Source organism: Telluria mixta (genome assembly GCF_029223865.1).
Lineage (GTDB): Bacteria > Pseudomonadota > Gammaproteobacteria > Burkholderiales > Burkholderiaceae_D > Telluria > Telluria mixta.
Genome location: NZ_CP119520.1, coordinates 184,231 through 196,813, shown reverse-complemented (window position 1 = coordinate 196,813; position 12,583 = coordinate 184,231). Strand labels below are relative to the sequence as shown.

Here is a 12,583-nt window from a genome sequence, read left to right as displayed (position 1 = left end):
ATCGTTTCGTCGGCCCCCAATGCCGGCAATAGGATGAAACTCTCTCCTAGGGTTACGCCGATGGATTCCCCGTCCATCGGCTTTTTTTTGCTTCAGACGATATCGCGGATGCGCAGTTTCGACAGCCGGTTCAGCGACCACGCCAGCAGCACGGCGGCCACGGTCAGGCCCAGCACGAGGCCGATCCAGAAGCCGGTGGCGGCCATCGGCTTGCCCGGCGACCACGGGAACCAGTCCGGCGCCAGCCCGAGGATCCAGCCGACGGGCAGCGCCACGCCCCAGAACGCGATCATCTGGATCACCATCGGCGAACGCGTCACCTTGTAACCGCGGATGGCCGAGGCGGCCGCCACCTGCGTGGAATCGGACAACTGGAACAGCGCGGCGAACAGCAGCAGCATCACGCACGTGGCCTGCACGGCCGCGTCGGACGTGTACATGGCCGCGATCTGCCAGCGGAAGAGGGCGATGCCGATGGCCGACAGCAGGCCGAACGCGATGCACATGCCCGTGCCCACCCACGCGACAAAGCGCGCGCGCACCGGATTGCCTTCGCCCATCGCCTGGCCCACGCGCGTAAGCGCGCCAATGCCGAAGCTCAGCGGCACCATGAACACGAGCGAGACGAAGTTCAGCGCGATCTGGTGCGCCGATACCTCGATCACGCCGAAACGCGCCACGAGCAGGCTGATGATGCCGAACGCGCTGACCTCGGCGAAATGCGTGACGCCGATCGGCAGGCCCAGGCGCAGCATGCTGCCGATCTCTTTCCAGTTCGGACCTTCCCAATGCGTGAACGGATACGTCTGGCGGTAGGCAGTGGACAACCTGATCCACACGACCATCGCGCCCAGCATCAACCACATGCCGCTGGCCGTCGACACGGCACAGCCGAGCGCGCCCAGTTTCGGCAGGCCGAATTCGCCGAAGATGAACAGCCAGTTCATGCCGATGTTGTACAGCAGGCCGCAGATCGCGATGATCATGATCGGCTTGGTCTGGTTGATGCTCGTCGTGTAGCCGTACAGCGCGCGGTAGCAGGCGAACGCGGGCATGCCGAGGCTGATGATGTGCAGGAACGCCGACGCGCGGTCCGCCACGGCCTGGTCCAGGCCGATATGGTCGAACAGGAGCGTGCACAGGTTCGCCGCGAGACAGCCCGCGACGCCGACACCCAGGCCCATCCACAGCGATTCGCGCACGGAATGGGAGATGCGGTCGAAGCGGGCGGCGCCCATCTCGTGCGACACGACCGAGTTCACGGCCATCATGATGCCCATGACGGTCACGAGGATGATCGACCACACGGACGTGCCGAGCGACACGGCCGCGAGCTCTTCCGCGCTGACGTGGCCCGTCATGGCGACGTCCGCCACGCCCATGCCGACCGTCGCGAGCTGGCCCACGAGCATGGGCCACGAGAGCCGCCACAAGGTGGCGATCTCGGTGCGGACGGGATGCGCCGCAAGGGCGCCGGTGCTGGACAGGTTGGACGTCATGGATCGGTTTGCTGGGGAAACCGATCATTTTACTGAGGAATGGCCGACACCGCGCGACGCGTGCTCACCGCTGCGCCAAGGTCGTCCCCGGCACCGCTTTGAGGTAGGCATACAGCGCCCGCAGGTCCGTCTCGTTCATCTGCCGGAACGACCCGAACGGCATCACGGCACTGATCGCACTGCCGTCCGGCCGGTGGCCCGTCCGCAGCATGGCCATGAACGCGTCTGCCGTCGGATAGCGGTTCATCGCACTGCCCTTGCCGGGTGCCAGCCGCGCGGCGGGCGGCCAGGACGGCGGGGCGCCGGGGACGCGGCCGCCGGCCAGGTCCGCGCCATGGCAGCCGATGCACGTCGCGGCGACGTACGCGCCATATGCCGGCGTGACGGCGGCCGGCATCGCTTGCGGCGGCGCCACCGTGTGGTCGATCTTTTCGGAGGCATCCTTGATGACGCCGAACGCATACAGCGCCTTCACGGGCACCGGCACGTCGATGACGGCCTTCACGCCGGACACGGGCCGCATCTGCTCGAGCCAGGCGACGAGGGCGGCCATGTCCTCGTCGCTGAGGCGGCTGTAGTCCTCGCTGGGCATGATCATGACAGGATTGCCGTTCGGCTTGACGCCGTGGCGCACGGTGCGCACCCAGTCGATCACGCGGTAGTGCGCCGTGGTGCCGTTCGGGCCTGCCGTGATGTTGGGGGCGACGACGAGCATGCCGCCGTCGCTCACGACCGTCCTGCCCGCACCGTTCGCGCCATGGCACTCGGCGCAGCCGCGCGTGTTGTACAGGTAGCGGCCGTGGTCGACGCGGGCGACGTCGGGCACGATGTCGAGGGGACGCACGTCGAGCGCGATGCTGCGCGCCATCTTGCGTTCCCCCAGCACCTTGCCGACGCCGGCCGTGGCGACCCCCAGCAGGGCGAGTGCCGCCAATGCGATGCTCGTGCGCTTGACCCATTTGCTCACCATGACTCCCTCCTTGTTGGACGAACGGCAACACGAGGAATCTAGCACTGCCGTTCATGGCCGGATACTGGTTGAAATGCTAATGACGGCCAAAGAGACACGATGAGGCATGCATCAAGCATGCGTCATTGATTTATTTGGTTGTGAAGTTGGTGAGCCACTGGAGATTGGCCTCCTTGCTCCAGTTTGCCGTGCCGTTGTTCCAGTTGCCGTCCAGGCTGTTCTGGCTGCCGAAGCAGTCGCCGGACGCGCGCATGTAGCAGTGATCGGCCGAGCCGTCCGCGACCTGGTTGTTCTTGACGATGATCCAGCCGCTGCCGTTGGCGTTCATGCAGGCGGTGGAGCCGGCCGCGCATGTCAACCCCGTCACGTTCTGCAGCGAGGACTGGACGGCGGACTGCGTCCCGCCCGCGAAATTATCCCGTTCGCCGTCGACCGCGCGCAGCCGGTCGCTGGGCAGCGATCGATTGCCGTTCGAGACGCAGGTCGACAGGTCGTACGTCGAATACACATTGCTCATGCCGATGCCGTAGGCCGCCTGCACGCGCGCGTCGTAGTTCTTCGCGAGCAGCGCGAGGATGGAACCCTGGCTGAACCCGCCGACCACGATGCCCTTGCTGCAATCGGCCTTCGCGCGCGAGCACAACTGCGACACGGCGCTCAGCGTGCTGTTCGGATTGAACACGCAGCTCGACTTGCCGCTCAACACGGAGCAGGTACCGAACTGGGATTCCGCGTAATCGACGGTGGCGGCCACATAGCCTTTGCTCGCCATGGCATTCACGGCCGCCATCGCCGCCGCGTTGTTGTAGGTCTCGCTGGTGCCGACCAGGTAGATGAACACGGGGAACGGACCGGTGCCGGACGGCTCGACGCCCGAGATGCTGTAGCTCATCGAACACGAACCGCCGGACGTGCCGGCGCCGTTGTAGGTGCCGGCGAAGTTCGTCTGGGCGGAGGCGGTTGCTGCTGACAATATCGTGGCGGCGAGCAGGAAGGTGCGGTGCATGGTCTGTCTCCTTGTTTGAGTGATTGCTGCTGGGTTCATCTTGACGGGCAGCATCGGATGCCTCAAGCGGCACACCATGGCGTCGGGAGACAAGCTCATGGTTTCCGGGGCCGGACCAAATGGGTAGTAATTGAAAAGCAAGCCCCCCGCCACAACATACCGGTCAACCAACCATCCCACCGATCCAGGAGCAAGCTCGTGGAATACAAGGACTATTACCAGACGCTTGGTGTCGAGAAGACCGCGACCCAGGACGACATCAAGAAGGCTTACCGCAAACTGGTGCGGCAGTACCACCCCGACGTCAGCAAGCACAAGGACGCGGACGCGAAAACCAAGGAAATCAACGAAGCCTACGACGTGCTGGGCGACGCCGAAAAGCGCGCCGCCTACGACGAACTGGGCCGCGGACACCGCCCGGGCCAGGGCTTCCAGCCGCCGCCGGACTGGGGCACGCAGTTCGATTTCGGCGGTGCCGGCGCGGACGATTTCTTCAACGACCTGTTCGCCCACGTGGGCCGGCGCTCACGTGCGGGTGCGGGTGCGGGCGGCGCGCATGCCGGTGGCGGCGGGTTCCAGATGCCCGGCGAGGACATCCACGCCGCGATCACCGTCGATTTGCGCGACGCCTACCAGGGCGCCACGCGTACGATCAGCCTGCGCGTCCCGCAACACGATGCGCAGGGACGCACGACCATGCAGGACAAGACCCTCAGCGTGAACATCCCGAAAGGCGTCACGCCGGGCCAGCAGCTGCGCATGCGGGGGCAGGGGCATCCGGGATTCGGCGGCGGGCCGGCCGGCGACCTGTATCTTGAAATCCAGCTGAACCCAGACCCGCGCTATCGCGTCGAAGGGACACACGTGTACCAGGATGTACCCGTGGCGCCGTGGGAAGCGGCGCTGGGTGCGAGCATCTCGGTGTCCACGCCGTCCGGTACGGTCGAGGTGACGGTGCCGCCGGGGTCGCAGAGCGGACGCAAGCTGCGCCTGAAGGGACGCGGCATTCCGGCGAAGACGCCGGGCGATTTGTACCTGATGCTGAACGTGGTGCTGCCGCCCGCCACCAGCGACCGTGCGCGCGAGCTGTACGAGGCGATGGCGCGCGACCTTGCCTTCAATCCACGCGAACGCATAGGAGCCTGAACGATGCATGACGATATTCTCACCGGCGTGCTGCTGGACGACGTGGCGCTGACCCTCGACGAACTGGCGCGCGCCTGCAACGTGGAGACCGAGTGGGTCGTGCGCCACGTGCAGGCGGGTGTGCTGGGCGGCGAGACCAGCGTGCAGGTGACGAGCTGGCGTTTCCGCAGCGGCGACCTGGCCCGGGCCCGGCGCCTGCTGCGCGTCGAACGCGACTTCGACGCCAACGAGGACCTCGCCGCGCTCGTCGTCGACATGGCCGACGAGATCCGCCGCCTGCGCGCCCGCATGCGCGTGCTCGGCATCGACTGAGATCCCGCCGGCGCCTGCGGGCGCCGGTCTTTTGGCGGGCGCGGCGGCACACGGAGTGCGTTACCATCCCCGTGCTATCGTGCCGCCTATGCTCAAACTACCGACCAACGCCACCGCGCCGTTCTGTCCATCGGAGGTCTCCGGCACCGTGAATGTGCCGGAGAACGATCCGCTGTGGAAAAAGATTCTGCGCTATGCGGGCCCCGGCCTGCTGGTGTCGGTCGGCTACATGGATCCGGGCAATTGGGCGACCGCCATCCAGGGCGGCTCCCGGTTCGGCTATGACCTGCTGTTCGTCGTCGTGCTGTCCAGCCTGGCGGCCATCGTGCTGCAATGCCTGAGCATGCGGCTCGGCATCGTCACGGGCAAGGACCTTGCCGTACATTGCCGCGAACAATATTCGCCCGTGCATGCGAAAGGGTTGTGGGCGTTCGCCGAGCTGTCGATCATCGCCTGCGACCTGGCCGAAGTGCTCGGCTGCGCGCTCGCGTTCCATCTGCTGCTGGGCGTGTCGCTGCCCGTCGGCGTCGCCCTGACGGCCCTCGACACCATCATCGTGCTGAGCCTGAAAGGGAAGGGCTTCCGGCAACTGGAGGCCATCGTGCTCGGCCTCATCGCGACGATCGCCATCTGCCTGTTCACGGAATTATTTCTCGTCGATCCGGACCCGCGCGCCGTCCTGGCGGGCCTCGTGCCGTCGCTGGAAAAGGTGGGCCAGCGCGACGCCCTGTACCTCGCCATCGGCATCCTCGGCGCCACCGTCATGCCGCACAACCTGTACCTGCACTCGTCCGTCGTGCAGACGCGTGTGCTGCGCCACGACATCAACGAGGACGGCGCAAGCCTGGCCGAAGCGATCAGGCTGTCGCGCATCGACACCGTCGTGTCGCTGTTCCTGGCGCTGTTCATCAACGGCGCCATCCTCGTGCTGGCCGCGGCCGCGTTTTATAAGCCGGGCGGCGGCAACGTGATGGACATCGACCAGGCCTATTACCTGCTGGCCCCCGTCGCGGGCACGGCGGCCGCGGCGATCCTGTTCGGCCTGGCGCTGCTGGCGTCCGGCCAGAGCTCGACGTTCACGGGCACCATCGCCGGCCAGGTCATCATGGAAGGTTTCCTGAAACTCAGGATTCCGTGCTGGCAGCGCCGTCTGATCACGCGCGGGCTGGCGCTGGGGCCGGCGATGGTCGGCGTGCTCACCCTGGGCGACCACGCGATCGGCAAGATGCTCGTCGGCAGCCAGGTCGTGCTGAGCCTGCAACTGCCGTTCGCCATGTACCCGCTGATCCGGCTGACGGGCCGCGGCGACCTGATGGGGCAGTTCGTCAACAAGTGGTGGACGACGGGGCTGTCCTGGTTCCTGTTCGTCGTGATCGCGTCCGCCAACCTGTGGATGGTGTGGCAGGCGCTGTTCGGCTGACCCGCCCATTTCTTCCGCGTGAGTCGCCGTGTGCGACGCGCCCCGGAAGCCCTGCCTAGAATGGTCGATCGTCTTCATACGTTCGATCACAGGGAGTTTATATGGAACAAGTTGCGAGCAAGCCTTTGCAGGGGATCCGGGTCGCCATGCTCATGACGGATGGCGTGGAACAGATCGAGTACACGAGCCCGCGTTCCTTCCTGGAAGGGCAGGGGGCCACCGTCGTGCTGCTGTCGCCGAAGGCCGCCGGCGACGACGTGCAGGGTTTTCACCACATGCAGCCGGCCGACCGCTTCAAGGTCGAGATGAACGTGCGCGACGCGAAACCGGCCGACTTCGACGGCCTCGTGCTGCCGGGCGGCGTCGCCAATCCGGATCAACTGCGAATGAGCAAGGAAGCCATCGATTTCATCCGCGAGTTCGATGCGGAGGACAAGATGGTCGCGGCCATCTGCCACGGCCCGTGGACGCTGATCGACGCGGGCATCGCCGCCGGCAGGCATCTCACCAGCTGGCCGAGCCTGAAGCGCGACCTGACGAATGCGGGGGCCGAGTGGTCCGATGAGGAAGTCGTGCTCGATGCCCGCCTCATCACGAGCCGCAAGCCGGCTGATCTGCCGGCCTTCAACGAGATGTTGCTGAAGGAATTGCTGGTGGCGCCAGGGACAGATCCGGGGCCCACGTCATGATTGCATCATCCAGCAAACTGGAGAAATAATCCAGGATAGTTGACGAAACATCTTTCATATTGGAGAATGCCTCCATTATGAAAGATGACTCCACTGTTAACGAACGCATTGCCCAGCAGGTGCGTCTTCTGCGCAGCGAGCGCGGGCTGTCGCTGGATGCCCTGTCGACCCAGTGCGGCGTCAGCCGTTCGATGCTGTCGCTGATCGAGCGCGGCGAAACGAGCCCGACCGCCGTCGTGCTCGACAAGCTTGCCGCCGGCCTGGGCGTGCCGCTTGCGTCGCTGTTCGACGACCCGGCGCGCAAGGACGAGCCCGTCTCGCGCCATGCCGATCAGGTCACCTGGCAGGATCCGCATTCCGGCTATCTGCGCCGCAATATCTCACCCGAAGGGTTCCAGTCACCGACGCGCATCGTCGACGTGACGTTTCCAGCGCGTACGCGCGTAACGTACGAGGCCGGCCCCCGCACGCCCGCCGTGCTGCAACAGATCTGGATCCTCGAAGGCCGCATGGAGATCGTCTACGGCAGCGAATCCTGGCTGCTGGAGGCGGGCGACTGCCTCGCCATTCCCCTCGACGCACCGAATTCCTTCCACAACCCCGGGGACGTGCCGGCGCGCTATGCCGTCGTCCTCACCACGCTTGCCAGGAGCTGACCATGAGTTGCCGTGTTCGCCGTATCCACTCGCTGACCGATGCCGACATCGAAGGCCTGGCGGCCGTTCTCTTCGACTGTGTCGAAGGCGGGGCGTCCGTCGGGTTCATGCAGCCGTACACGCTGGGCCAGGCGGTCGCCTGGTGGCGCGCTCTGGCGGGCGACGTCGAGGCTGGCCGGCGCGCGCTGCTCGTCGCCGAGGACGAGCACGGCATCGTGGGCACCGTCCACCTCGTGCTGGCGATGCCGGACAATCAGCCGCATCGGGCCGACCTGTGCAAGATGCTCGTGATGCGGCGGGCGCGCAAGCAGGGCGTCGGCGCGGCGCTGATGGATGCGGCGGAGCGGGAGGCGCGGTCGCTCGGCAAGACGCTGCTGGTGCTGGATACGGCCAGCGCCGAGGCGGAGCGCTTGTACGCGCGCATGGGATGGACGCGGTTGGGTGTCGTGCCCGGTTTTGCGTTGTTGCCGGAAGGCGGGTTGTGCGACACGACGTATTTTTATCGCGAGCTCGTCTGAGTAGGCGGCGTTGGTGGAATATTTGAAATCGATCTGAGTTTGAATCGACAGCGAGGCCCGGCTCACCGTCCCAGCGGTGTCATCCTTTGCAAGAATAACAGTGAGCATAAATGCGACATTTTATTGTTTTGTGGAAATGTATTTATGTTTCCCATGAGAATCAATGTAAAATGTAAGCCGTGATTTTGGCGGACAAAGTGCTGTTGTTGACGATATGGATGTCCCTGGCTGGACTGCGCCGCCGCCGTCCTGGATAGCGCCGGTCCAATCAAAGGCTATCTAACGGTATCGCGCGGTCGTTGCGCCGGCGATGCCCTTCCGGATAAGAAGGTCGCTGAGTGAGCTCCAAATCGATCGGCCTGCCGTTGCAGGGTTTTTTTCGACTTTCGTTGCCGGGACAACTCGTCCTCATTGCGGCAGTTGTCTTGCCTTGCCTGTGGGCCGTCGTGATCGCGTCGTTACACGGTACCTATGAGAAAACCTTGGCCGAGGCCGCCAAGGACAGCAATAACATTGCGCGTGTGTTTGCCGAAGAAGTCAATTCTTCCGTCAATATGATCGACCTGGCGGCGATCGACCTGCGCGAACGATGGCTCGACGACCCGGACAGGTTTGACGATCACGTGCGCAAGCGCCAGGCAATTCTCGACAAGCCTGTGGCATTTCAGGTGAGTATCATCGACGCCACCGGGCACCTGGCATATTCGAGCGTGGACCGCTCGGCGCCGCGGCTCGATTTAAGCGACCGCGAGCACTTTCGCACACATCTCGGCGGGACCGACAAGCTGTTCGTCAGCCGCCCGGTCAAGGGGCGGGTGTCCGGACGGGGAAGTATCCAGTTCACCCGTCCATTGCTGGCCGGTGGGAATCGTTTCGCCGGCGTGATCGTGTTGTCGGTGGTACCGGAGTACTTCACCCGGTTTTCAGGGAAGCTGCAACTTGGCGACCACGGGACAGTCGCCCTTGTTCGCCCGGACGGCGCCATTGTCGCGCGCGAGCCGGCAGTGTCGTCCGAGCCGCACAACGTGCTGAGGACCACGCCGGACTTCGGCGCGATAGGCACGGAAACACTGATGTATTCACGTGCCTCGCAGATCGACGGTGTCGTTCGGCTCTACGCCTGGCGGGTATTGCCGAAGAAGGCCCTGGCCGTGGCGGTCGGCCGTAGCCGCGATGAAATCCTCGAACCGTATGTCCGGCAACGGAACCTGGTGCTGGGCGGCGCCGGTGGACTGTCCATTCTGATTGTCCTGATCGGTTACAGCGTATTAACCGGAATGCGCGACCGTGCCCGTGCCCGGGCCGATCGTGAACTGCGGGAGGAAGCGCTCCATCACATGGAGCAGATGCACGCCGCACAGGCCCTGCTTCAAAGCGAGCAGCGTTTCCACCAGCTTGCCGACGCGATGCCGCAAATCGTGTGGACTGCCGACCCCGATGGTGCGATCGATTACGCCAACAGTTGGGTGCACACCTACACGGGACTGGTCGACAAGATCAATGCCGAAAACTGGGTCACGATACTGCATCCGGATGACGTTGCTCCGACCTTGCGCATCTGGAAGGCATCGCTTGCCTCGGGCGCCATCTTCGAGACCGAATATCGCGTGTTTCGCAGCGCAGACGGGAGCTATCGCTGGCATCAGGCGCGCGCCATACCGATCCGGGACGAACACGGCACGATCGTAAAATGGTACGGTACCACCACCGACAACCATGACACGCGGTTGGCGAACGACGAGATCCGCAGGCTCGCACACCGTCTCGGCACCACGCTCGAAAGTATCACGGAGGCATTCCTCACAGTCGATCTGGACTGGAGATTTACCTATGTCAACAAGGAAACCGAGCGCCTGCTTCAGCGTGATCGCGGGCAAGTGCTTGGACAAGTGTTATGGGCGGAATATCCTGAGCTCGTCGGCGGGATCGCCGATACCGAATTTCGTCGGGCCATGCATGAACATTGCACCGTCGAGTTCGATATTTACTTCCCGCCGCTGAACCGCTGGTTCAAGGTTCGTGCATATCCTTCATCGGAAGGGCTTGCGGTATATTGCCGCGACATCAGCGCAAGCCGGCGCCTGCAGAAGTTCAAGAATGAGCAGATGAAATTGCTCGAACGGATGGCGCTGGGGCGCCGCTGCCCGAGCTCCTGGAACTCGCCACGCACATTGTCGAGTCGTCCGGAAATGCCATGCACTGCGCCGTGATGTTGCTGGGTGCGGACGGCGCCGCCTTCGAACTTGTTGCTGCGCCAAGTCTTCCGGCGTCGCTACGAAACATCCTGGAAGAATTCGACGTCGATGACGTATTGTCGCCGGACCGGCGCGCACGGCTGCAAGCCGGGCCGGTCTTCGTTGCCGACGTGGGGGAAGATCCGAGCTGGACTGGCGCTCACGATGCCGCCGCACTGCATGGGGATCGTGCCTGCTGGTGGTATGGGATTCGCTCCGGGCAAGGCCGGCTGCTCGGTACACTCGCGGTATTCACGGAAGCCGGACGTGTGCCCGATCAAGGCGAAATGGAGATCCTGGGCCTGTGCGTCCACACGGTCAGCATCGCGGTCGAACGGCTTCACATCGAACGCAAGGCACGCGCAAGCGAGGACCAGCTCGCATATCAGTCGAACTACGACACCCTGACGGGACTTGCCAACCGTAATCTTCTTTGCGACAGGACGAGTCAGACGATGGGGCGGGCCGTGAGCCGCGGCGAGCAGGCCTGGCTCGTCTGTATCGATCTCGACCGCTTCGCCTTGGTCAACGAAACGCTGGGCCACGAAGCCGGCGACCTGGTCTTGCAAGAGACAGCAGCCCGCTTGAGGATGGCATTGGGGCCGAACGATACGGCCGCGCGCACCGGTGGCGATGAATTCGTGCTGGTGCTCGCCGATACACCCGACGAGCACGCTGCCATCAATACCGTCCAGCGCATCGTGGCCGCCCTGGGCGATCCGATCAAGGTCGGCGAGCATGAGCATTTCCTGAGCTGCACGTCCGGGTTATCGGTATTTCCCGCCGACGGCGACACGGCGAACGCCTTGATCAAGAATGCCCATATCGCAATGCAGCGCGCCAAGGAAGCGGGCGGTGGCGAGGTGCAGTTCTATACGGCGTCGATGAAAACGCGCGCGATGGAACGCCTGCGGATCGAGGGCGACCTGCGGCATGCCGTCCAGCGGGGCGAATTGCTGTTGCACTACCAGCCCCAAGTCGATGTGCGCACCGGCCGGGTCGTTGGCGTGGAAGCCCTGCTGCGGTGGGCGCATCCCGAACTCGGCATGATGTCGCCCGACCGGTTCATCGACCTGGCCGAACAAACCGGGCTGATCGTCCCGATCGGCACGTGGGTATTGCGGACCGCGTGCGCGGACGCCAAGCGTTGGCATGATGCCGGTTGGGAAGGCCTGCGCGTGGGCGTCAATCTGTCGGGCAAGCAGTTCTACCAGCCGGATCTGATCGAAGTCGTGACAGGGGTCCTGGCGGAATCGGGGCTCGCGGCACGCTACCTGGACATCGAGCTGACGGAAGGCCTGGTCATGACCGACATCGACCGCGCGCTCGCCACCATGAATGCGCTCAAGGGGCTCGGCGTACAGCTGTCGCTGGACGACTTCGGCACCGGCTACTCCAGCCTGTCGTACCTGAAGCGCTTCCCGATCGATGTGCTGAAGATCGACAAGTCGTTCGTCAGGGACATCACCACCGATCCGGACGCGGCGGCGATCGCGCGGTCCATCATTTCGCTTGCCCAGAGCCTGCAATTGCAAGTCATTGCGGAAGGCGTGGAAACGCAGGAGCAGCTGAGCTATCTGACGACCTACCGTTGTGACCAGATTCAGGGCTACTATTTCAGCCGTCCGGTACCGGCCGCGGCATTCGAGCAGCTGCTGGGCGAGGAGCGGGCGCTGCCTGTGGCGTGTCCTGACGAACAGGTGCGGACGTTGCTCCTCGTCGACGACGATCCTGGCGTCAGCGCGGCATTGCGCCGGCTCCTGCGCCGCCAGGGCTATCGGGTACTGTACGCGGCAAGCGGAGAGGAAGGTTTGAGCCTGCTTGCCTTGAACGACGTCCAGGTCGTCATCTCCGACCAGCGCATGCCCGGCATGATGGGTATCGAATTCCTGTCGCGCGTCAAGCATATCCACCCGAAGATTATCCGGATCATGTTGTCGGGCTACACGGCGGTCGACGCGATCATCGAAGCGACCAATAGCGGCGCCGTATTCCGGTTCCACGCGAAGCCTTGGGATGACGAGGCCTTATGTGCGAGTATCGCCGACGCATTCCGTTATCACTGGCTGATGCGCAATGCGGAAACTGCGGAGGCGTGAGCGTCCGGGATGGCCACAAAACAAAAGCCCCACC

At 64.3% G+C, this 12,583-nt stretch carries 11 protein-coding genes; 8 read left to right on the top strand and 3 right to left on the bottom strand.

What is annotated here, in order from left to right; all coding sequences use genetic code 11:
* Positions 1–92 precede the first annotated feature (92 nt).
* The 3 genes from P0M04_RS00865 to P0M04_RS00855 all read right to left on the bottom strand — a co-directional run bounded on the left by P0M04_RS00865 (position 93) and on the right by P0M04_RS00855 (position 3,475).
* Positions 93–1,499 carry an MATE family efflux transporter gene (locus P0M04_RS00865; RefSeq protein WP_259452369.1) on the bottom strand — a complete coding sequence of 469 codons (1,407 nt, stop codon included), beginning with the start codon at positions 1,497–1,499 and terminating at the stop codon, positions 93–95.
* Positions 1,500–1,563: 64 nt separating this feature from the next.
* Entirely contained in the window at positions 1,564–2,469 is a 906-nt protein-coding gene (locus tag P0M04_RS00860; RefSeq protein WP_259452370.1) for a c-type cytochrome, read from the bottom strand.
* 130 nt (positions 2,470–2,599) lie between these two features.
* Positions 2,600–3,475, bottom strand: a complete 876-nt coding sequence (locus P0M04_RS00855) for a hypothetical protein (protein WP_259452371.1) — start codon at positions 3,473–3,475, stop codon at positions 2,600–2,602.
* A gap of 198 nt (positions 3,476–3,673) precedes the next feature.
* Between P0M04_RS00855 and P0M04_RS00850 the strand changes: the two genes are divergently transcribed.
* The 8 genes from P0M04_RS00850 to P0M04_RS00815 all read left to right on the top strand — a co-directional run bounded on the left by P0M04_RS00850 (position 3,674) and on the right by P0M04_RS00815 (position 12,549).
* On the top strand, positions 3,674–4,621 hold the full coding sequence (locus P0M04_RS00850; RefSeq protein WP_259452372.1) for a DnaJ C-terminal domain-containing protein: 948 nt from the start codon (positions 3,674–3,676) through the stop codon (positions 4,619–4,621).
* A gap of 3 nt (positions 4,622–4,624) precedes the next feature.
* Entirely contained in the window at positions 4,625–4,933 is a 309-nt protein-coding gene (locus tag P0M04_RS00845; RefSeq protein WP_056129143.1) for a chaperone modulator CbpM, read from the top strand.
* Between the two features lie 88 nt (positions 4,934–5,021).
* The gene (locus P0M04_RS00840) at positions 5,022–6,353 is read left to right on the top strand and encodes an Nramp family divalent metal transporter (RefSeq protein WP_259452373.1); all 1,332 of its coding nucleotides are present in this window, start codon (positions 5,022–5,024) and stop codon (positions 6,351–6,353) included.
* 101 nt (positions 6,354–6,454) lie between these two features.
* On the top strand, positions 6,455–7,042 hold the full coding sequence (locus tag P0M04_RS00835; protein WP_259452374.1) for a type 1 glutamine amidotransferase domain-containing protein: 588 nt from the start codon (positions 6,455–6,457) through the stop codon (positions 7,040–7,042).
* 77 nt (positions 7,043–7,119) lie between these two features.
* On the top strand, positions 7,120–7,698 hold the full coding sequence (locus P0M04_RS00830; RefSeq protein WP_259452375.1) for a helix-turn-helix domain-containing protein: 579 nt from the start codon (positions 7,120–7,122) through the stop codon (positions 7,696–7,698).
* Positions 7,699–7,700: 2 nt separating this feature from the next.
* Entirely contained in the window at positions 7,701–8,216 is a 516-nt protein-coding gene (locus P0M04_RS00825; protein ID WP_259452376.1) for a GNAT family N-acetyltransferase, read from the top strand.
* Positions 8,217–8,554: 338 nt separating this feature from the next.
* The gene (locus P0M04_RS00820; RefSeq protein ID WP_281042286.1) at positions 8,555–10,426 is read left to right on the top strand and encodes a PAS domain-containing protein; all 1,872 of its coding nucleotides are present in this window, start codon (positions 8,555–8,557) and stop codon (positions 10,424–10,426) included.
* Positions 10,411–12,549, top strand: a complete 2,139-nt coding sequence (locus P0M04_RS00815) for an EAL domain-containing protein (RefSeq protein ID WP_281042285.1) — start codon at positions 10,411–10,413, stop codon at positions 12,547–12,549. The genes P0M04_RS00820 and P0M04_RS00815 overlap by 16 nt, the downstream gene beginning before the upstream one ends.
* The last annotated feature ends 34 nt before the right edge of the window (positions 12,550–12,583 follow it).

What these genes read in the sequence shown, in the direction of transcription:
- P0M04_RS00865 (WP_259452369.1), bottom strand. Translation starts at nt 1,499, where the DNA reads ATGACGTCCAACCTGTCCAGCACCGGCGCCCTTGCGGCGCATCCCGTC.
- P0M04_RS00860 (WP_259452370.1), bottom strand. Translation starts at nt 2,469, where the DNA reads ATGGTGAGCAAATGGGTCAAGCGCACGAGCATCGCATTGGCGGCACTC.
- P0M04_RS00855 (WP_259452371.1), bottom strand. Translation starts at nt 3,475, where the DNA reads ATGCACCGCACCTTCCTGCTCGCCGCCACGATATTGTCAGCAGCAACC.
- P0M04_RS00845 (WP_056129143.1), top strand. Translation starts at nt 4,625, where the DNA reads ATGCATGACGATATTCTCACCGGCGTGCTGCTGGACGACGTGGCGCTG.
- P0M04_RS00840 (WP_259452373.1), top strand. Translation starts at nt 5,022, where the DNA reads ATGCTCAAACTACCGACCAACGCCACCGCGCCGTTCTGTCCATCGGAG.
- P0M04_RS00835 (WP_259452374.1), top strand. Translation starts at nt 6,455, where the DNA reads ATGGAACAAGTTGCGAGCAAGCCTTTGCAGGGGATCCGGGTCGCCATG.
- P0M04_RS00830 (WP_259452375.1), top strand. Translation starts at nt 7,120, where the DNA reads ATGAAAGATGACTCCACTGTTAACGAACGCATTGCCCAGCAGGTGCGT.
- P0M04_RS00825 (WP_259452376.1), top strand. Translation starts at nt 7,701, where the DNA reads ATGAGTTGCCGTGTTCGCCGTATCCACTCGCTGACCGATGCCGACATC.
- P0M04_RS00815 (WP_281042285.1), top strand. Translation starts at nt 10,411, where the DNA reads ATGCACTGCGCCGTGATGTTGCTGGGTGCGGACGGCGCCGCCTTCGAA.